Source organism: Companilactobacillus keshanensis (assembly GCF_003946205.1).
GTDB lineage: Bacteria > Bacillota > Bacilli > Lactobacillales > Lactobacillaceae > Companilactobacillus > Companilactobacillus keshanensis.
In genome coordinates this window covers 12,384-32,077 of the sequence record NZ_RHOS01000019.1, presented here as the reverse complement: position 1 = coordinate 32,077, position 19,694 = coordinate 12,384, and the positions used below count along the sequence as shown (strand labels likewise).

Here is a 19,694-nt window from a genome sequence, read left to right as displayed (position 1 = left end):
AATTAATTTTAGGAGAGAGTTATATGCCAAAACTAGATTCTAGTGTTGAACACGTTGTTAATAAAGTTGTTGATCCAATTGGAGTTTCTCAAATAAGATATTTTGCTAAGAAGTTTTCACAAATTCCCGGCATTATCAAAATGACTTTAGGTGAACCGGATTTTAATGTGCCAGAACACGTTAAACAAGCAGCCATCGAGAGTATTAAAGAAAATGACTCACACTATTCAGAACAAGCCGGAATTATTGGTTTGCGAAAAGCCATTGCCAATTACTTAAATGTACGTTTCGACTTAGACTACGATCCTGAATCAGAAATCGTTGTAACTATTGGAGCCACAGAAGCAGTTTATGCAACTTTTGCAGCTATGATCAATCCTGGTGATAAGGTGATCATCCCGACACCAACTTTTGCATTGTATATTCCCATCATCAAAGTTTTGGGTGGAATTCCTGTGCAAGTTGATACAACTGCAGATGGTTTTAGACTAACTGGTAAGAAGTTGTCTGAAGTTATCAAACGCGAGGGCGAAGATAAAGTTAAAGCTGTTTTGATCAACTATCCAGGTAATCCAACTGGTTTCGTTTATTCTAAGGAACAATTGGAAGAAATCGTTGATGTTGTTAAAGATAAGGAAATGTTTGTTATTTCAGATGAAATTTATGCTGAATTAACATATGGCAAAAAACATCTATCGTTTGCTAAATTATTACCTGGTAAAACTGTCTTGATCAATGGACTTTCAAAATCGCATGCTATGACTGGCTATCGTATCGGATATATTGCTGGGCCAGAAGGATTTGTTAAAAATGCTCTTAAGATGCATGCCTTTATGGTAACTGCACCATCAAATCCCGCTCAATATGCTGCCCAAGAGGCACTTGAAAATGGTATTGATGATGCGTCAGAAATGAGAGTTGTCTATCAAGAACGCCGTGACTATATTGTTGGTAAATTGAATGATTTAGGTTATGACACACTTCTTCCAGAAGGAGCATTCTATACATTCTCAAAGATTCCAGCTAAATTTGGATTAAGTTCAGTTGAATTTTGTACACGCTTAGCCGAAGAGGCAAAACTTGGCGTAACACCAGGAATGGCTTTTGGCGAAGGTGGAGAGGGATATTTCAGAATGTCTTATGCATCTTCAATGGAAGATATCAAAGAAGCAATGAGTCGTTTAGAGAAATTTACAAAGAGCTTACAGTAAAAATTTATTAAAGGGATGGAAAAATAATGAGTGAAGGTTATGAAGTTGCTATTTTAGGAGCTACAGGTGCAGTAGGTACACGTCTGATTCAACAATTAGAGGAATCAACAATTCTTGTTTCAAAAGTAAGATTATTAGCGTCAAGTCGTTCGGCTGGTAAGACTTTACATTTTAAGGGTCAACCAGTGACTGTTGAAGAGGCTAAACCAGAATCATTCGAAGGTGTAGATATTGTTTTGGCATCCGCAGGTGGTTCTGTATCGAAAAAATTGTTGCCAGAAGCTGTTAAACGAGGGGCCGTTTGTGTAGATAACACTAGTGCCTTTAGAATGGACCCCGATGTACCTTTAGTTGTACCAGAAGTTAACGAAAAAGCTCTTTATAATCATCATGGAATTATTGCCAACCCTAATTGTTCCACTATTCAAATGATGGTTGCACTTGAACCCATCAGAAAAGCCTTCGGTTTGAAACAAATCATTGTTTCTACTTATCAAGCTGCCTCAGGTGCTGGTCAATCGGCCTTGAATGAACTATATAGTGAAGCTCAAGACTTTCTTGATGGAAAGAAAATGTCAGCTGACATTTTCCCAACTAAAGGAGATAAAGAACATTATCCTTTGGCCTTCAACCTGTTGCCACAGATTGATGTTTTAGAGGACGATCTCTATTCACATGAAGAGTGGAAGATGATCCATGAAACTAAGAAGATTATGTTAGATGACATGGATTCACCAGAAATCAAAGTGACAGCAACTTGTGTCAGAGTACCGGTTCCTATCAGTCATGGGGAATCCATTTATATTGAAGTTGAAAAGAAGGATGAAGCCTCTGTAGAAAAGATCCGTGAGGCCATCGAAAATGCACCTGGCGCAGTTCTTCAAGATGATCCTGCACATCAAATTTATCCACAACCAATTAATGCGACCGGTAAGCGTGATACATATGTTGGTAGAATTCGTCCAGACCTTGAAAATAAAGGTGCCTTCAATATGTGGGTCGTTTCAGACAACTTATTGAAAGGTGCTGCTTGGAATACGGTTCAAATTGCTGAGAGGCTTGTTGCTGATGGTCTTGTTGAAGTAAAATAATTTTTTAGTTATTAAAATCCCGCCATTCATTAAACAATGACGGGATTTTTATATTTTTTGAGGTGATTTTATGAAAGATGTACAAACTGATTTAGGCTATACAACTTTTAGAGATGGGGTTAGGAGCTGCCTACCGACAGTATTAGGATATTTAGGTATTGGTTTTTCTTTTGGCATCGTTGGGATAAACTCACATCTTAATTTATTTGAAATTGCATTGATGTCAGCCATTGTTTATGGTGGAAGTTCACAATTTGTCATGTGTGGTTTATTGTTGGCCAATACATCTATTACTGGTATCGTTATGACGGTTTTTTTAGTTAATTTAAGACATCTATTGATGAGTATGACTGCCAGTCCACATTTTAGAGAAGAGTCACTGTTGAGAAATGTTTCGATTGGCTCACTATTGACTGATGAATCATTTGCAGTTTTTTCTACAACAGTCGCACAAGAAAAATACTTTTCTTTGCGCTGGATGGAAGGATTGAATGTAACGGCGTACATTACTTGGATCGTTGCAACTATCCTAGGTGGAGTAGTTGGTAACTTTATTACTGATCCAGAGCAGTTTGGACTCGATTTTGCTTTGACAGCTATGTTTGCGGGATTATTTATTACCCAATTTCAGTGGGAATTAACTAAGAGTCAAAGGAAAGCTGTATCAGTTGTAGTTTCAGTGGGGGTAAGTTTATATTTATTGTTATTTTTTGTTAGTTCATCTGTCGCTGTTATTATTTCGGCCTTGGTCGGATGTTTTGTTGGAGGAATCGTTCATGATAATAAGTAAAAGGATTCTGTTAATATTAGTTGGAAGTGCTTTAGTGACTTGGATTCCCAGAATAACACCGTTTATTTTAGGCAAGATGGTTAAGTTCCCAGCTGTAGTAACACGTTTTTTGGAGTATTTGCCACTTTCAATATTATTTGCTTTATTATTGGAGACCGTTTTTAATGCTAAGGCAGGGCATTTGGCAATCCCAAAATGGGATATAGTTATTGCTTTAGTTCCGACCGTTATAACGGCCGTTTGGTTAAAGGATCTGATGAAGACCGTTGTTGTGGGAATAGTCGCCATGGCCTTAATTCGTTTGGTTATGTAGATATTATTTTAATGTTAATCTGTAATAGAGGTGAATGTTATGAAGGAAATTGAGAAACTTGACGCCGGATTGGAATATTATTTTCTTGATGATGAGGTTGCCAAAAGAAAGGCACGTGCCGCCAGGTTGTGTCAGGAGTTCAATGCAATTCCTGCAACTGAGCCAGAAAAGCAGACGAAGAAAATCAAGGAAATAGTGGGTTCTCATGGACAGAGAATTTCTGTTCAGGCCAATTTCAATTGTGATAACGGCCTAAATATTCATGTTGGTGAGGATTTTTTAAGTAATTATAATTTAACTATTTTAGATATTGCTCCAGTCAATTTTGGCCATAATGTAATGATTGGGCCTAATGTAGATATTTATACAGTTAATCATCCGATGACTGCCAAGGGTCGAAGTGAATACAAGGCAATTGCAAGGCCTGTGAATATTGGAAATGATGTTTGGATCGGTGGGAAAGTTTCCATTATGCCGGGAGTAAATATCGGTAATAATGTTGTTATTGCCGCCGGTGCTGTCGTAACTAAAGATGTACCTGACAATACTTTAATTGGCGGAGTACCTGCCAAAATTATTAAGAAGCTAGATTAATATTTCAATCTAGCTTCTTTTCTTTTATTATATAAGTACATAAATCATTCAGGGGAGTTCATCTTGAAAAAAATTTTCGAAACCTTTTCTGAGGGAGTATTGAATCTATTCGCCAATGTTGGAGTTGTGATCCCATATTTTTTCTGTTTATCACTCTATAATCATAATAAAAATGTGTTCGCCTATGTATTGCCGTTCTTGATGTTATATACTTTCCGTTCGATTGGAATGTTGGTCACAGTTTACATCAAATACTCGGCATTATTTATGCTGATCATATCTAATTTACTTGGCGTTATTGGTTCGTTATGCTTGATGTTTGCTCGAAATATCTGGCTTGGTATAGTTGGAGGAATACTTTTGGGATTGGCATCTAGCTGGATTTGGCCGTACTTTTTGACGGTCCGCACCAAAGGAAAGATAACTAACGACTTTCATTTAACCAAACTACATTGGCTAGGGTCATTAATTTCTATGATCCTCTTGATAGTTGTCGAATTATTGGCTATTAAAACGGTGCAATATTGGATTTCATTCGTAATCTTGGCAGTATTATTTGCTATTTCAATGTTGGGTAGTTGGAGACTAAATTCTAAAATTAAGTTCTATCGTGAACACGAATTTGTTAGATATAGTCGAAGCTATTCAGCAATTGGTCTGATATTTATTGTGATATTGGTTATGCTGGTCTTCACGATACGCTATACAAGGTTAGAAAATATTATGCATGTTGAAGATCTCTATGTAGGTGGAGTGGCCGTCATGGCATTAGTCATCTTGTGGTTCTATCAACTAAAAATTCATAAAAAACTTTTCCCATTAAGTTTGGCCGCCATCAATCGTGGTATTGTGATGAATTTTATCTTGTTGTATACAATTTTTGACAGTAGTTCAAGGTTTGGTTTTAGTACCTTGTTAATCGTATATCTGTTGTATTTATTAGGATTTGAAATTGGCCCATTTATATTGAAAAATCATCTGGGATTACGCTATCCCTTGGTTATTCTGGGATTGATATTGTCGTTATTTAATTTTACCTACTTTGTCGGAATATTATGTTGTGCATTATTTATCGGGTCAGATAATTCAATTTTAAATAATTCATTATATAATTATCCCCGAATTGAAACTGAGCGGGCATTTTTAGTTAAGTACCAATTATCGGCAGTTGGTAATATTTCTCAACAATTATTTTATATGGTTGTTGTATATTTAGTTAGTTTTTATAGTCATATTGGAGTTTTGAAGTTCTTTAGTATAGGAACAAAGGTGCCTGATGCTTTATTATGGATAGTTCGGATACCGGTAACGTTGGCCGTGCTATTGTCGACTATTGTTACGTATTATTTTGTTCGAGGTGAAAAGGCTGAATAGTGGACGCCCACGAACAAGATTGTGCTGGCATGCTCGGGTATCTTTGTTCAACTAATTATTGGTAGTAAATATTTTTATTTAAAAAATCCTTTTATATAGGTCAGATACTACATCAGACAATTATAAAGGGATTATTTTTTATGCTGAATATAGCTCCATAATAAATAGGTGGAATTACTAGGTACCTTTGACGGAAAAAAACACTTCTATCCAGCTTTCAAACTATTATTAAGACTCATAGTACCATCCATGATTTGATAAACATTATCAGCAAAGTTTATCAATCGTAAATCATGCGTCACCACAACAACGGCTGTATTTTGTTCTTTAGCCAAAGTCTGAAAGATTTTTCCTACTTCGGTTACACGTTCACTGTCTAAGGCGGCCGTTGGTTCGTCGGCTAGAATGATATCAGGTTTAGTGTAAAGTGCTCTGGCGATTGCTACCCGCTGGTTTTGACCGCCAGATAATTCACCAGGGTATTTATTTTTCAAATCAGCAATACCTAGTTGATTCATTAATTTATCTAATGTCTGTTCATCCAAATTGTTTTGTTTTTTTACCTTTGTTACCAATTTGAATTGTTCTTTAACAGTTAGATAAGGAATTAGATTATATGCTTATAAGACAAACCCTATTTTGTTTAATCTTAAGGCATCTCTTTGCTTATTTGAGAGTGACTTTAATGCTTTTCCTTCTAGTTCTACTGAACCATCGGTAGGAGTCTGTAATCCACCAGCAATGGTCAAAAAGGTGCTTTTCCCAGATCCGGATGGCCCAAGAACTAGATTGACTTCACCTTTTTTGGCGGTGAAGTTTATATTTTTTAAAACATGTACACGACTAGTACCTGAGCCAAAATATTTATTGATATTTTTAAGTTGTAAAGTTGTCATATTAACCACCGATCACGCTGACAGGGTCAACGTTTAGAATTAATTTAATAGGTATTAAGGCACCAATCAGTCCTGTTAGGATCAAACCAATACCGACACTTGAAAGGATAGGAACATCAAAACTCATCGGAACTGATGCAGGCAGAATAAAAGCTGTTGCCGCAGTTAGGATAGTTCCAATTAGCAGCCCCCCGATAACAAGGATGATTGATTGAGATATCGTAGCATTAATTAGCGTTTTCGCAGGAATACCTTGTGCTCTGAGGACTGCGTAATTTTGTAATTTTTGAATTGTCAAAATGTATAAGAATACGGCGATAACTATCAGTGAGATGGCCATTAAGAAACCGATCATGAAGATAAAGGTTGAATTTTGAGCGGAATACCCTGGTAGTTTAGAGATAAAGGCCGATGTTGAGTAGGTTTTTAATTGTTCGTTATTAGCTTTGAAGTTAGCTTTTTTAGAGACAATGGCACTACCAACAAATTGCCCGTTTAAATTTTTGATGCTTTGCCAAGTTGTTATATCACCGTAAATAACAGGAGAAATATTCAGTTTGGCATTTTTTACAAAACCAACGATCGTGTACTTAGTCTTGTCAGAATTGAAATTTAATTTATCACCAATTTTATAACCGTCAGTTTTAAATTTTTCATCAACAATTATTTGATGACTACTGTTAATCTTGTGCCCAGAAGTTAAAATTAGATTTTTGGCAATAAATTGTTTTTTACTCAATCCTAAGAACTGTGATGATTCTTTTGCATAACCATTTTTTTTGGCAACTACAGAAGCCTGGCCGATCAAAGCCTCATCTTTTGTCAGTTTGATATTTTTCTTTTGATCCTTAGTAATTAGTGATTGAGATAGGCTGGTATTAGAATCTTTATCCAGAACAATACTTTTCATGCTCCATGAATCGATTGCATCAGTATTTTGACTGGATAGTCCCATAGCTAGACTGGTTAGAATAAAAATTAAGTAGCAGATCATGACGATCATTGCTACGATCAAACCATATCTGAACTTTTCTTTCTTAATTTCTTTTAGTGATAAGAACATTTATTTTTCCTCTGTTGCTAAAGTGGTCAAAATATTAGCAAGTTTCTTCAATAGAATTTCTTTGGCACTAGGTTCTAGCATTATTTGCTTAATGGTTTCGTGGATCATCACTTGAGTAGCCCAGTGATATTCACTTTCAGTTATCAGATGATCATCAAAAACGGAAACAAAGGTCGATTCATTATGCAGAATATGCATTTTTACTAGGGAATAAAAGCGACTGTCTTTACTTTTTTCAACAAACTCACGCGTCTGTTGAACATATGCAGATGGGGATTCGGACCGTTCAGTCTCGATATCCTGATGGATATCTCTCATAGCTATGCCATAGAGATGGCTGTAGGCATCTTTTAAATCGTCAAAATATTTATAAAAAGCACCGCGTGCGATTCCGGATTCTTTCACGATTCGAGAAACCTGTGCCTCATTCAATGTGTGATTAGAGAATTCGTTTAGTAGTGAGTCTATTATTCTTGTCTTTTTGTCAGTATCTAAATTTTCAAATGTGTTTGAAACCATAATGACCTCCTAAGTGACACGGTGTCACCTTTAACTGTGCTGTAAGTATAAAGCAAAAAGTGACACGGTGTCAACTTAAAAAGAATAATTTTTGATAAGTGAAAATAACTACATATATATACAATTTGAATAAAATTTAAAAAATGATAAATAAATTAACTAAAAAAATTCCTTGATTTTTTGAGTAAAATTTGGATTTTTTATGAAACATCATCCGAGAAAATAATTTATCCTCTAGGAACCACATACTAGATATAGCGTGAAACAAATTGGTACTACCACTAGATGTTGATTTACTCAAAATAACCACATATAATATTATTTATTCAATAAAGGGTTGTGTGTGTATGTTAGATATTAAAGAAAATGTACTGGATGCATTAAACGAAATTCCAATCGAAAAAAGATCTGGAGAGAAGACAAAATTTTACTCTTACAAAATTGATTTTGTATTAAATAAGTTGATCGATGATGAGAGTTTGATCAATCAAATAAAACAGGATATTGTCACCGAATATCAAGATTCAACATTGATTGAAACAACAGAATTGCATCAGTTGATTGTTGATTTGATGAATAAGTATAAGTTGACGACTCAAGTTGACTTGTATCAGGCTTATTTTGCGCGCGAAAGAGATTCTTTTTCTGATGCGACAAATGTTGAGAAAAACATCAATAAATTGTTTGGTAATAATGAGGCTATCGTGCATGAAAATGCTAATAAAGATAGTAAGGTCTTTAATACACAACGTGACCTTGAAGCAGGTGTAGCTAGTCGAGCTATTGGTCTAAAAATGTTGCCAGACCTAGTTGCCAAGGCCCACTTAAGAGGGGATCTTCATTGGCATGATTTAGATTATTCACCAGTTACACCAGAGACAAATTGCTGTTTGATCGACTTTGATGAAATGTTGACAAATGGTTTCAAAATAGGTAACGCTTGGGTATCTTCACCACGTTCAATTCAAACGGCAACGGCTCAAATGTCACAGATAATTGCCAATGTTGCCTCATTGCAATACGGTGGTTGTTCAGCTAATCGAATTGATCAATTATTAGCACCCTATGCTCAGATCAATTATGAAAAGCATCTCAATGATGCTAAAGAATGGGTCATAGAAGATAAGCAAGACGAGTTTGCTCGTGAGAAAACTAAAAAAGATATTTACGATGCTATGCAGGCTTTGGAATATGAAATCAATACTCTATATTCATCACAAGGCCAGACACCTTTTACAACAATCAATTTTGGCTTAGGAACTAACTGGATTGAACGTGAAATTCAAAAATCAATTTTGAAGATCCGTATCAAGGGATTGGGAAAAGAACATCGTACAGCAATTTTCCCCAAATTAACTTTTACAGTTAAAAAAGGTTTGAACTTGGCACCAACAGACCCTAATTATGACATTAAGGAATTGGCCTTAGAGTGTTCAACTAAGAGAATGTATCCTGACTTATTGATGTATGACAAAATCGTTGAATTAACTGGTAGTTTTAAAACACCAATGGGATGTCGTTCATTTTTACAAGGTTGGGAGGATGAAACCGGCAAAGAAGTGAATTCTGGTCGGATGAATCTCGGCGTTGTAACGGTTAATTTGCCAAGAATTGCTCTGGAATCAACTGGAAATAAAGACTTATTCTGGGATATTTTTGAAGAGAAGATGGCTTTATGTCATGAAGCTCTAGAGTATCGAATTGAACGTACTAAAGAGGCCAAACCAGAAAACGCTCCACTATTGTATATGTATGGGGCTTTTGGTAAACGTTTAAAGGAAACTGATAGTATTGATGAATTGTTTAAGGATCAGCGTGCTACGGTTTCACTAGGATATATTGGGATTTATGAGGTTTGTACAGAATTCTTTGGTAATGATTGGGAACATAATCAAGAAGCCCATGATTTTGCCGAAAAAATTGTTAAAGCTTTACACGACAAATGTAGTGCTTGGGCAGAAGAGAGTGGATATCATTACAGTTTATACTCAACTCCAGCTGAATCTTTAACTGATACATTCTGTCGAGATGATATCAAAAAATTTGGTCGTATTCCCGATATCACTGATAAGGAATATTACACAAATAGTTTTCATTACGATGTTAGAAAACATCCATCACCATTTGAAAAATTATCATTTGAAGAAGTATTTCCTAAGTATGCTTCTGGTGGTTTTATCCACTACTGTGAATATCCAAATCTTAAGCAAAATCCTAAGGCGCTAGAGTCAGTTTGGGATTGGGCCTATGATCATGTCGGATATTTGGGGACAAATACTTCGATTGACCAATGCTTTAAATGTGGATTCAAGGGTGAATTTAAGGCTACCGCTAGAGGCTTTGTTTGTCCTGAATGTGGGAATCATGATCCTAAATTCTGTGATGTTGTTAAAAGAACTTGTGGATATTTAGGAAACCCTCAACAGCGTCCCATGATTCATGGACGCCATGTAGAAATTGCTTCAAGAAGAAAGAATATGACACCGGAGATGATCAAAAATGCCGCGAACTACCAGAGAACCAAACAATCCGACACCCAAAGAATGGATGGCTAAAGATTTAAGTCAGAAACGCATTGCAGATTATAAACCATTCAATTTTGTTGACGGAGAAGGTGTTCGCTGCAGCCTTTATGTCAGTGGCTGTCTGTTTAGATGTCCAGGCTGCTATAATGTTGCCGCACAAGATTTTAGATATGGGAAACCATATACTAAAGAGTTAGAGGATCAGATCATTGAAGACCTAAGTCAAAGCTATGTTCAAGGACTTACTTTGTTAGGTGGGGAACCATTTGTTAATACTCAAGTTTGTCTGTCACTTTGTAAAAGAGTCAGAAAAGAATTTGGTCATAGTAAGGATATCTGGTCATGGACTGGATATTCTTGGGATGAATTGATGAAAGAGTCAGATGACAAACTAGAGTTGTTATCCTTAGTAGATATTTTGATTGATGGCAGATTCTTGCAGGCCAAAAAGGATTTAACTTTGCAATTTCGTGGAAGCTCTAATCAACGTATAATTGATGTGCAAAAATCCTTAGCAGAAGATAAAGTTGTTATTTGGAAAAATTTAGTTAAATAAAAGGAAAACCGTCTTGGGTATTGAACTCAAGGCTTTTTTTTTAGGTATAATCGTAAGTAGGGTCATTAGGAGGTTAACTATGAATTCGGATAAGATTAAGCTCTATGGAACGCTAACCATAGGTGTGATAGCGTTTGTATTAGAGTTCTTGTTTAAATTGCCAGTTTATTCACAATGGATCATTAGTATTTTAGGATTGATTTTAGCTTTGATTATGTTCATTGATATGGTCAAGGTATTAAAAAATGGTGATTTTGGGGTAGATCTTTTAGCAATCACTGCGATCGTCGCGACGATTGTTTTAGGTCAATACTGGGCCGGGTGGGTTATTTTACTAATGCTCACTGGTGGAGACAGCCTTGAGGAATATGCCGCTAATAAAGCTAAGAGTGAGCTGAAATCACTTTTAGATAATGCGCCTTCAGTTGCACATAAAATAACTTCGCAAGGAATTCAAAATATTGATATTGACGATGTTAAAATTGGGGATAAGTTATTAATTCGTTCTAAAGAACAAGTTCCTGTCGATGGTGCAGTATATGATGGTAAATCAAATGTTGATGAATCTTCTTTGACTGGCGAATCGGTACCAGTGGATGTTGAAGTTGGTTCAGAAGTTATGTCGGGTTCGATCAATGGCGAGTATCCATTTAAAATGGAAGCAAAAAAATTAGCTGCCGATAGTGAATATCAAGCTATTGTTAAATTAGTTAAAGAGTCGGAGTCTAATCCAGCACACTTTGTTAGATTAGCTGACCGTTATGCGTTGCCATTTACAATTATTGCTTATGTGATCGCTGGTCTCGCTTGGTACTTGTCAAAAGATCCTGTCAGGATAGCACAAGTATTGGTAGTCGCTTCGCCATGTCCTTTGATATTGGCTGCACCAATAGCCTTTGTATCGGGGATGAGTCGTACAAGTAGAAATGGTATTATCGTTAAATCAGGGACGGCCTTGGAAAAAATATCTTCAGCCAAAACAATTGCTTTTGATAAAACGGGTACGATCACTAAAGGTAAATTAGTAGTTGATGAAGCAATAATTAAACCTGGCTTTGATGAAGATATAGTTTTAACTTACGCTGCTTCATTGGAAGAAAATTCCAGTCACATTATGGCGCAAACAATTGTGAATTATGCAGTTAAAAAAGGATTAAAACTAAAAAAAGTTGATAAGATCAAAGAATATACGGCCCAAGGTATCGTCGGGTTTATTGACGGTCATTATGTTAAAGTTGGTCAAGAGAAATTCGTTACAGAAGAAAAAATTGATCAAGTCAAAGGATCAGGTGTATATGTTTCAATTGATAGCAAATATGCCGGGGTTTTTAGTTTACTAGATCAGGTTAGGCCAGAAGCTGCTTCAACTATTCAAAAGTTAAGGGATTTTGGCCTCAAAAATATTCTATTGATAACTGGAGATAAAAAAGAGACAACCGCAAAGGTTGCCTCTCAAGTTGGAATAACGCAAACTTATCCCGAAAGTTTGCCTAATGATAAAGTTAAAATCATTAAAGGCATTGAAGAACATCCGACTATTATGGTTGGTGACGGGGTAAATGATGCCCCAGCATTGGCTTTAGCTGATGCCGGTATCGCAATGGGGTATCAAGGTGCAAATGCCGCAAGTGAGTCGGCTGATGCAGTTATTCTGCAAGATGACTTTGATAAAGTTGCACAAGTGGTGAAGATATCTCGTGATACCTTGAAAGTAGCTAAGGAAGCTGTTTTGATCGGAATATTTATCTGTATCGTGTTGATGGTGATCGCCGGATTTGGATTTATTCCAACTATTGTTGGAGCATTACTTCAAGAAGTAGTTGATACAGTTACAATTCTCTATGCTTTGAGAGCTAGAAGTGATCGACTATAACCAACCATAAGTGTCTAGATTCATATCACGTTTATACATTTTGGAAACATAAGGGTTTCCTTCAACAATAAAACGCAATTTTTTAGAAGTCCATGGCTCTTTATTTGGAACACCAATTCTTGGTGTGGTCAAAATATTTTGAGGAGTCCGGACTTTTTCTTTTGAAAAAATAAAATTATCAGAGTTTAAGAAGGTACCAGACAAGTCCTTATCACGAATTCCAAATGCTCTGATCCATTTAGCTGGTCCATTTGAAACATCGAATCCAGTTTTTTTACGATTTTTTTCCATTAAATCTAGACCCTCGATCGGCTGTAATCCTCGAATCAGAATTCCATTTGGAACGCCTTTTTTCTGAATACTAATGTCCATGTCCAGCCAACTATGGATCGAATAAATGTAAATCGTACCGCCATCTTGGTAGAGAGGGTCATTGGAAGGTGTATGCCGACCGTTGTAGGAGTGGGCTGCTTTGTCAATTTCGCCTAGATAAGCCTCTGTTTCAACGATGATTCCTGAAAATTTTCCTTCTTCTGAAAGATATGTAAAAGTATGTCCCAACATATCTTTTGCAATATCCATTGTTTCTCCATTTTCAAAAAAATCCTTTATATTCAATATCTGCCTCCACTAACTTTTTTACAAAAACCTGAAAAAGGGCTTGCCACGCCTTTATAGTTAATATATAATATTTTTTGTGCTTGAGAAAGACATAATTAAATGACCCGTTGGTCAAGTGGTTAAGACACCGCCCTTTCACGGCGGTAACATGGGTTCAAATCCCGTACGGGTCACTTTTATTTGGAGGATTAGCTCAGCTGGGAGAGCATCTGCCTTACAAGCAGGAGGTCACAGGTTCGATCCCTGTATCCTCCATCAAATAAAACATTTTAGCTAGGACGCGTTCCTAGTTTTTTTTGTGTTCTCAATTATGACTTAATCATAACAATGGGTTATGATGTGGTTAATTTCAAAGGAGTGTGATATTAATTACAAAATTATTAACAGCAAATGCAGAGGATAAGGCTAATTTTTTTAAATTGATCCGTGATGAACCTTGGCTTGTTCCTACAACTGTTTTTTTTGAAATGATTCCAGTTTCTATTATGGCGTACGGATTTTGGAAGAACCGCAAATTAAAGACACAATTAAAAATTGAACACGAAAAAACTATTCGATCTTTTATTGAACGATCAGAAACGATTGATTTAAAACCTGAAGAATTGTATTTCTTGAAACATATTTAAGATTGACCTTGATATATAAAACAGGAGCTACACAACACATGATTTTCTCAAGGTGTTATACGGCTCCTGTTTGTTTCTATATTAATAGAAGAATATTTCCGATCAGACGATAAACTAAGTTTGAAACTGAGATATGTCTGAACTCTTTTAATAATGTTGAAGCAACTACAAAAATTACGATCGTTACGGCAGTAATAATGTTGACATAACCTAGGAAGAAGAGGATCAAGGTTAATCCCGCTAAGGTTACAAGCTGAATGAAGTCAGCTATTTCACCATCAAAGTAGTCAATCAAGATAGCGGAAATGTTAACCAATAGCAGTGGTACGACAAAATTTACTGAAATAAAGTGTGCATATGTATAAGCAATCGCGATTGAAGTAAAACTTGGAATTATGAAATTATCGATTAATGTTTCTAAGATCTGATACTTCTTGGAAATGTATTTGGTCAAGTATAAGAAAACCAATTGTACAAAAGCCAAAATGATCACATTGATATTTAAAGTTCGATAAGAGATGAACGCTAAAATAAAGAAGCAGACACTATATAGACCATTAAAGTAGAAATTCGGTTTTAGTGTACGAACGTATTCCTTATAAAAGGCAATCATGGCGACCATAACTAACAGATAAAAGTTAATTGAATAATTATTTAGACCATGCGTGAATAAAAAACTGATGGGGAAAATATGATAGCTGATAAACTCCAGCAGAGCAACGATTAATTTGCGATTATTCATAGAGACTCCTTTACGTATAAAGACATATTAGTGTAGAAAAACTTTCACGTCAATTCAACTTTTTCCTGAAAGTGTAGAAAAGTTGTGTTAATCTATTAAGAGGTTCCTGATGGGATCCTTTTTTTATTTCTGGGAAACTGGATAAAAGGAGAAGCCCTGTAACCGAAAGGTGGAAAAAATATGTCAAAGAATTACTTATTTACTTCTGAATCAGTTTCAGAAGGACATCCTGATAAAGTTGCTGATCAAATCAGTGATTCAATTCTAGATGCTATCCTAGAAAAGGATAAAAACGCTCGTGTAGCCTGCGAAACAACTGTTACTACTGGTTTAGTATTGGTTGTTGGTGAAATATCAACTAGTGCTTATGTTGATATTCAAAGCGTCGTTCGTAATACAATCAAAGAAATTGGTTACGACGGGACTAATCCAGGCTTTGACGGTAATAGTTGTGCCGTCCTTGTTGCTTTAGATGAGCAATCTCCTGATATCGCCCAAGGTGTTGATGATGCGCTTGAAAAGCGTGGAAATGATACAGATTATGATCCATTGGATCAAATTGGTGCCGGAGATCAAGGTTTTGTATTCGGTTTTGCTACAAATGAAACTAAAGAATATATGCCATTACCCATTTCTTTAGCACACAAGTTAATGCGTAAAACAGCTGAAGTTAGAAAGAACAATACTATCGATTACTTGATGCCTGACGCTAAGTCACAAGTAACGATCGAATACGATGAAAATGACAAACCGGTTCGTGTTGATACAATTGTTTTGAGTACTCAACACAAAGAAGAGGCAACTCTTGAACAAGTTCAAAAGGACATCAAAAAGTACGTTATCGATGAAGTTGTACCAAAGAGTTTGATCGATGATAAGACTAAATTTTTGATCAATCCAACGGGACGTTTTGTTATTGGTGGACCAGAAGGAGATTCTGGTTTAACTGGTAGAAAAGTTATCGTTGACACATACGGTGGCTTTGCTCGTCACGGTGGTGGTGCCTTTTCAGGTAAAGATGCCACTAAGGTTGACCGTTCAGCAAGTTATGCGGCAAGATACATTGCTAAAAACTTAGTTGCTGCTGGTATCGCTGATAAATGTGAGATTCAAATTGCTTACGCTATTGGTGTTGCTAGACCAGTTTCAATTCACGTTGATACTTTTGGAACAAGTGATTATTCTGAAGAACAGATTGTTGCATGTATCAATAAGAACTTTGATCTAAGACCATTAGGCATTATTGAGATGCTTGATCTACAAAGACCAATTTATAAGAAGACGGCCGCATATGGTCACTTCGGACGTACAGATATTGACCTTCCATGGGAAAAACTTGATAAAGTCGATGACATCAAGAGTTCCTTAAAGGATTAGTCAGTGATTACAGAGGCGTTCTTTAAAGATATTCTCTTTAAAGAATCCTCTTTTTTTTTGGAGGAAATTAATGGAAAAGAAACAATCGCATGTTTTAGTAGTTACTATTGCCGTCTTTATAGCAACATTTATGACGGCAATCGAGGGAACAATCGTATCTACAGCCATGCCGACAATTATTGGGAGTTTGCACGGAGTTAGTCTGATGAATTGGGTTTTCTCGATTTATTTACTGATGACAGCTGTGGCAACTCCTATTTATGGGAAATTGTCAGATATCGTTGGACGAAAGCCTATTTTTATTTTAGGACTTATTATATTTGTTATCGGATCAACACTTTGCAGTATGTCTAATTCGATGCTGACTTTGATCCTAGCGCGTGCTGTACAGGGTATTGGTTCAGGTGCTATTCAGCCCTTGACCTTTACGATCATTGCTGATATTTATCCATTAGAAAAAAGAGCACGAGTTTTGGGATTGAACGGTTCATCTTGGGGAATAGCCGCCGTTATTGCACCTTTACTGGGTGGATTCATTGTTGAAAAATTGAGTTGGCACTGGGTCTTTTTGATTAACTTGCCAGTTGGATTGATCACAATTACCTTGATCTGGTTGTTCTTTAAAGAAGAGAAAAAGGAACATGACAAAATTAAGATCGATTATACAGGAACAGTATTATTAGTGGCGGTTTTGTTGCCATTAATGCTAGCTTTGCAAAATATTGGAACTGGTTCGGCCTTTATTCCATTAGGTTTGACCGCAATTTCAATTATTGCCGTAATTTTATTTATCGTGGTCGAAAAGCGTGTTGCCGATCCGATTTTACCGTTACATTTATTTGCTAATAAAACTTTTGTCATTCAAAATGTTATTGCACTTTTAGTTAGTGGATTCTTGATTGGGTTTGAAGCTTATATTCCAACTTGGATGCAGGGAATATTAGGTTTGAGTCCATCAATGGGAGGATTTGCCGTTACCCCAAGTTCAATTATTTGGATATTTGGATCATTCTGGGCTGGTCATTTAATCAGGAAGATGGCGCCTAATCGGATCATTTACATTAGTTTATTCTTCCTATTAATAGCGGGTGGTGCATTGATAATGGCTACTGTAACTTCACCATTTGCTTACTTTTGTGCTTTAGCGGCGGTAGCAGGTTTAGGATTTGGACTTACTATCACAACTACAACCGTTACCGCACAGACGGTTGTACCACCTGAAAATGTTGGAGTAGCAACTAGTTTTAATACGTTACTTAGAACTATTGGACAATCAATGATGGTTTCCATTTGTGGGGTTGTTTTGAACACGGCTTTGGCCAAAGGTGCAGCTGAGAATAAAAAAATAACCGTCGACATGATGAATCAATTAATTGATCCACAAACCGCCAGTCAATTACCGGTTGAATTATTACCCAAGATGAGACAGATCTTGTTCTCAGGACTACACAATATTTATATTGCTTCAATCGTTTTACTACTTATCGCATTGCTCATTAATATGTTTGAACTTAAAAACAAGCAGATTTTGGGAGAATAAGAATAGTGTAGTAAACGTTAAGATAGTGGCAGCTAGTAAATAACCGCCAATAATATCACTCGGATAATGCACACCTAAAAAAATTCTGCTATATCCAATTAATAGAGTCATAGTAAGACAACTTATTCCAATTAGTACTCTTAATTTTAGATTTTTAAAAACAAACCATGCTATAATGAAGAGCGTTATATACAATGCGAATGCGCTAGCTGAATGTCCACTGGGATAGCTAAATCCTCCAGCGTAAACAAAGTGATGGTGGATGGGTCTTTCACGTTCAACTAAATGCTTTATAATAGTGTTAGTGGATGTTACGAGTATTTTATTAATGATCAAAAAGATTGCTGCGTAATAATAACGCTTCCAAAGTAAGATAATAGTAAAAATGATTACAATTGCGATTGTTTGGTCAGTATTGCCGAGGAAGGTTATCCCCCTAAAGAATTTCAGGGACCAAGCTGAATGATGATAGATTTCTGAAATCATAGTACTATCAAACAGTTTGATAGGGGATGTTTGGAGTATCACATTGATAGTCCAAAATATGAATACAAGTAGTAGTAAAACGTTAAAAGTTACTTTTTGGGAAGTTTTCATTGATAGGGTCCTTTGGTATCTATTTATTTTGCAGTTCGATATACGGGGGTACAGATTATTATGACAATTACACGTCGTCAACGTATGGCCGAAGAGAGCCGATTGACTAAATTAAATAATAAAAAAGCTAAAAGAACAAACTTGAAAAAGAAGATGACCGTTTTAGGTGCCGGTCTATTTGTTGGTGGAACAGTTGCTGAAGTCAGCAATGCTACCTTACCAATTGTTCATGCCGATAGTTATAGTAATAATGATTCGACTGATGATACTCAGGCATCAACTGATTCAAGTCCAATCATCACCCCTCGTGGAGTTGGTGATCAAGAGTTTATCGATTACATTGGTAATTCAGCTCGTAAATTAGCCCAAAATAATGATATTTACGCTTCAGTTATGATTGCTCAGGCCATGGTAGAAAGTGGTTGGGGAACTAGTGGGTTAGCTAGTGCTCCAAATTACAATCTGTTTGGTATTAAGGGATCATATAAAGGTGACTCAGTTAATATGGGTACACAAGAAGATGATGGAACAGGTAGTCTTTATTCTATCAGTTCCGATTTTAAAAAATATCCTTCATATAAAGAGTCACTTGAAGATTATGTTTACTTGATCAGAGGTGGAGTTTCCGGTGATCCTCAGATTTATTCTGGAGCATGGAAGAGTAATACTTCATCATATAAAGATGCTACATCATATTTAACCGGTCTTTACGCTACTGATACAAGTTATGCTGACAAATTAAACAGTGTTATTGAAAAATATAACTTAACACAATTTGATCAAGCTGATGATTCCGTTCAAGATCAATCATATGTGGTTGCTCAAGGAGACACTTTACAATCAGTTGCTACTAAATTCAATATGGATGTTAATTCATTAAAGACTTTGAATAATATTAATTCTGATAGTTACGTTTATCCAGGTAAAACTTTAAATGTTACAAGTCAGGCTCAACCACAAGATACAACTGATGCGATCAATGTGACAAATACTTTGGATGACACAACTAAAGATGCTTATGGTGCTAATCAGGCTCCAATCATTGTAAAAGATGAAACTAATGGTGTTAAGAAACATACTAAGAGTATCAGTGTTGATAATACAATATCTGACAATTCAGCAAGTTCATCATCGGATCAATCTAGTTCAGTAACAGTTCAATCCGGTGACACAATTGATTCTATCGCCAGTCAAGCTGGTACAACTGTTGATAAAGTCAGACAAGATAATAATTTAAATTCAGATTTATTAGTTGTCGGACAGAAATTAATGGTATAGTATAATACAACAAACGGAAGTAGTAAGTTTAAGAAGAATTTCAGAAAGCACGTGGTTAATGTGAACGTGTAACTTGTTAAACCGAACTCATCCACTTAAGTTTGATTA

General features: G+C 36.0%; 18 protein-coding genes, 2 tRNA genes, 1 pseudogene, 1 riboswitch and 1 other annotated feature (1 of these 23 only partly in view). Of the genes and pseudogenes, 15 read left to right on the top strand and 6 right to left on the bottom strand.

The window, feature by feature from the left end; genetic code table 11:
• Positions 1 to 23 precede the first annotated feature (23 nt).
• The 6 genes from EKM64_RS09465 (at position 24) to EKM64_RS09440 (ending at position 5,373) form a co-directional block, all read left to right on the top strand.
• Positions 24 to 1,211: an aminotransferase class I/II-fold pyridoxal phosphate-dependent enzyme gene (locus EKM64_RS09465; protein ID WP_125677980.1), complete on the top strand. Its 1,188-nt coding sequence runs from the start codon at positions 24 to 26 to the stop codon at positions 1,209 to 1,211.
• A gap of 26 nt (positions 1,212 to 1,237) precedes the next feature.
• Entirely contained in the window at positions 1,238 to 2,302 is a 1,065-nt protein-coding gene (locus EKM64_RS09460; protein ID WP_125677978.1) for an aspartate-semialdehyde dehydrogenase, read from the top strand.
• A 70-nt stretch (positions 2,303 to 2,372) separates the two neighbouring features.
• Complete coding sequence (locus EKM64_RS09455; RefSeq protein ID WP_125677976.1) at positions 2,373 to 3,092, top strand: AzlC family ABC transporter permease; 720 nt, start codon at positions 2,373 to 2,375, stop codon at positions 3,090 to 3,092.
• On the top strand, positions 3,079 to 3,405 hold the full coding sequence (locus EKM64_RS09450) for an AzlD domain-containing protein (protein ID WP_318530743.1): 327 nt from the start codon (positions 3,079 to 3,081) through the stop codon (positions 3,403 to 3,405). The genes EKM64_RS09455 and EKM64_RS09450 overlap by 14 nt, the downstream gene beginning before the upstream one ends.
• A 39-nt stretch (positions 3,406 to 3,444) precedes the next feature.
• Complete coding sequence (locus tag EKM64_RS09445) at positions 3,445 to 3,999, top strand: sugar O-acetyltransferase (protein ID WP_125677974.1); 555 nt, start codon at positions 3,445 to 3,447, stop codon at positions 3,997 to 3,999.
• Positions 4,000 to 4,062: 63 nt separating this feature from the next.
• A complete protein-coding gene (locus EKM64_RS09440) occupies positions 4,063 to 5,373 on the top strand; it encodes a hypothetical protein (protein ID WP_125677973.1) in 1,311 nt (436 codons plus the stop codon).
• 206 nt (positions 5,374 to 5,579) lie between these two features.
• On the opposite strand, the pseudogene EKM64_RS09435 reads toward EKM64_RS09440, so the two are convergent.
• From EKM64_RS09435 to EKM64_RS09425, 3 genes and pseudogenes are all read right to left on the bottom strand, one after another.
• Positions 5,580 to 6,269, bottom strand: a pseudogene (locus EKM64_RS09435) (ABC transporter ATP-binding protein).
• Position 6,270: 1 nt separating this feature from the next.
• On the bottom strand, positions 6,271 to 7,332 hold the full coding sequence (locus EKM64_RS09430; protein WP_125677971.1) for an ABC transporter permease: 1,062 nt from the start codon (positions 7,330 to 7,332) through the stop codon (positions 6,271 to 6,273).
• Positions 7,333 to 7,851 (bottom strand): TetR/AcrR family transcriptional regulator, encoded by a 519-nt coding sequence (locus tag EKM64_RS09425; protein ID WP_125677969.1) that lies wholly within the window; start codon positions 7,849 to 7,851, stop codon positions 7,333 to 7,335.
• 347 nt (positions 7,852 to 8,198) lie between these two features.
• Here EKM64_RS09425 and nrdD point away from each other — a divergent pair, with 347 nt between their 5' ends.
• The 3 genes from nrdD to EKM64_RS09410 all read left to right on the top strand — a co-directional run bounded on the left by nrdD (position 8,199) and on the right by EKM64_RS09410 (position 12,805).
• Complete coding sequence (gene nrdD / locus EKM64_RS09420) at positions 8,199 to 10,406, top strand: anaerobic ribonucleoside-triphosphate reductase (protein ID WP_125677956.1); 2,208 nt, start codon at positions 8,199 to 8,201, stop codon at positions 10,404 to 10,406.
• Positions 10,351 to 10,932: an anaerobic ribonucleoside-triphosphate reductase activating protein gene (nrdG, locus tag EKM64_RS09415; RefSeq protein ID WP_125677954.1), complete on the top strand. Its 582-nt coding sequence runs from the start codon at positions 10,351 to 10,353 to the stop codon at positions 10,930 to 10,932. Before nrdD ends, nrdG begins: the two co-directional genes overlap by 56 nt.
• 79 nt (positions 10,933 to 11,011) lie before the next feature.
• Positions 11,012 to 12,805: a heavy metal translocating P-type ATPase gene (locus EKM64_RS09410; RefSeq protein WP_125677952.1), complete on the top strand. Its 1,794-nt coding sequence runs from the start codon at positions 11,012 to 11,014 to the stop codon at positions 12,803 to 12,805.
• Here EKM64_RS09410 and EKM64_RS09405 read toward each other — a convergent pair.
• Positions 12,800 to 13,423 (bottom strand): DNA-3-methyladenine glycosylase, encoded by a 624-nt coding sequence (locus EKM64_RS09405; RefSeq protein ID WP_125677950.1) that lies wholly within the window; start codon positions 13,421 to 13,423, stop codon positions 12,800 to 12,802. The two genes, EKM64_RS09410 and EKM64_RS09405, sit on opposite strands and share 6 nt — an antisense overlap.
• 104 nt (positions 13,424 to 13,527) lie before the next feature.
• Between EKM64_RS09405 and EKM64_RS09400 the strand changes: the two genes are divergently transcribed.
• The 3 genes from EKM64_RS09400 (at position 13,528) to EKM64_RS09390 (ending at position 14,052) form a co-directional block, all read left to right on the top strand.
• A tRNA-Glu gene (locus EKM64_RS09400) sits at positions 13,528 to 13,599 on the top strand.
• Positions 13,600 to 13,608: 9 nt separating this feature from the next.
• A tRNA-Val gene (locus tag EKM64_RS09395) sits at positions 13,609 to 13,681 on the top strand.
• A 104-nt stretch (positions 13,682 to 13,785) separates the two neighbouring features.
• Positions 13,786 to 14,052, top strand: coding sequence for a hypothetical protein (locus EKM64_RS09390; RefSeq protein WP_125677948.1), 267 nt, complete (start codon positions 13,786 to 13,788; stop codon positions 14,050 to 14,052).
• A gap of 76 nt (positions 14,053 to 14,128) precedes the next feature.
• On the opposite strand, the gene EKM64_RS09385 is transcribed toward EKM64_RS09390, so the two are convergent.
• Positions 14,129 to 14,794 carry a hypothetical protein gene (locus EKM64_RS09385; protein ID WP_125677946.1) on the bottom strand — a complete coding sequence of 222 codons (666 nt, stop codon included), beginning with the start codon at positions 14,792 to 14,794 and terminating at the stop codon, positions 14,129 to 14,131.
• 90 nt (positions 14,795 to 14,884) lie between these two features.
• Positions 14,885 to 14,977, top strand: a riboswitch (SMK box riboswitch).
• Here EKM64_RS09385 and metK point away from each other — a divergent pair.
• Both metK and EKM64_RS09375 read left to right on the top strand, forming a co-directional pair.
• On the top strand, positions 14,975 to 16,171 hold the full coding sequence (metK, locus tag EKM64_RS09380) for a methionine adenosyltransferase (RefSeq protein ID WP_125677944.1): 1,197 nt from the start codon (positions 14,975 to 14,977) through the stop codon (positions 16,169 to 16,171). Its footprint overlaps the riboswitch before it by 3 nt.
• 70 nt (positions 16,172 to 16,241) lie before the next feature.
• Complete coding sequence (locus EKM64_RS09375; RefSeq protein WP_125677942.1) at positions 16,242 to 17,711, top strand: MDR family MFS transporter; 1,470 nt, start codon at positions 16,242 to 16,244, stop codon at positions 17,709 to 17,711.
• Here EKM64_RS09375 and EKM64_RS11760 read toward each other — a convergent pair.
• Positions 17,649 to 18,197, bottom strand: coding sequence for a phosphatase PAP2 family protein (locus EKM64_RS11760; RefSeq protein WP_164505348.1), 549 nt, complete (start codon positions 18,195 to 18,197; stop codon positions 17,649 to 17,651). The genes EKM64_RS09375 and EKM64_RS11760 overlap by 63 nt on opposite strands.
• A gap of 171 nt (positions 18,198 to 18,368) precedes the next feature.
• On the opposite strand from EKM64_RS11760, the gene EKM64_RS09365 reads away from it, so the two are divergent.
• On the top strand, positions 18,369 to 19,586 hold the full coding sequence (locus tag EKM64_RS09365) for a glucosaminidase domain-containing protein (protein ID WP_125677938.1): 1,218 nt from the start codon (positions 18,369 to 18,371) through the stop codon (positions 19,584 to 19,586).
• Positions 19,587 to 19,694 (top strand) — a binding site (T-box leader); it runs 99 nt beyond the window's last position.

Coding starts and splice junctions, on each gene's coding strand:
- EKM64_RS09445 (WP_125677974.1), top strand. CDS start 3,445: ATGAAGGAAATTGAGAAACTTGACGCCGGATTGGAATATTATTTTCTT.
- EKM64_RS09410 (WP_125677952.1), top strand. CDS start 11,012: ATGAATTCGGATAAGATTAAGCTCTATGGAACGCTAACCATAGGTGTG.
- EKM64_RS09450 (WP_318530743.1), top strand. CDS start 3,079: ATGATAATAAGTAAAAGGATTCTGTTAATATTAGTTGGAAGTGCTTTA.
- nrdD (WP_125677956.1), top strand. CDS start 8,199: ATGTTAGATATTAAAGAAAATGTACTGGATGCATTAAACGAAATTCCA.
- EKM64_RS09465 (WP_125677980.1), top strand. CDS start 24: ATGCCAAAACTAGATTCTAGTGTTGAACACGTTGTTAATAAAGTTGTT.
- EKM64_RS09375 (WP_125677942.1), top strand. CDS start 16,242: ATGGAAAAGAAACAATCGCATGTTTTAGTAGTTACTATTGCCGTCTTT.
- EKM64_RS09460 (WP_125677978.1), top strand. CDS start 1,238: ATGAGTGAAGGTTATGAAGTTGCTATTTTAGGAGCTACAGGTGCAGTA.
- EKM64_RS11760 (WP_164505348.1), bottom strand. CDS start 18,197: ATGATTTCAGAAATCTATCATCATTCAGCTTGGTCCCTGAAATTCTTT.
- metK (WP_125677944.1), top strand. CDS start 14,975: ATGTCAAAGAATTACTTATTTACTTCTGAATCAGTTTCAGAAGGACAT.
- EKM64_RS09455 (WP_125677976.1), top strand. CDS start 2,373: ATGAAAGATGTACAAACTGATTTAGGCTATACAACTTTTAGAGATGGG.
- EKM64_RS09385 (WP_125677946.1), bottom strand. CDS start 14,794: ATGAATAATCGCAAATTAATCGTTGCTCTGCTGGAGTTTATCAGCTAT.
- EKM64_RS09425 (WP_125677969.1), bottom strand. CDS start 7,851: ATGGTTTCAAACACATTTGAAAATTTAGATACTGACAAAAAGACAAGA.
- EKM64_RS09365 (WP_125677938.1), top strand. CDS start 18,369: ATGACAATTACACGTCGTCAACGTATGGCCGAAGAGAGCCGATTGACT.
- nrdG (WP_125677954.1), top strand. CDS start 10,351: ATGCCGCGAACTACCAGAGAACCAAACAATCCGACACCCAAAGAATGG.
- EKM64_RS09430 (WP_125677971.1), bottom strand. CDS start 7,332: ATGTTCTTATCACTAAAAGAAATTAAGAAAGAAAAGTTCAGATATGGT.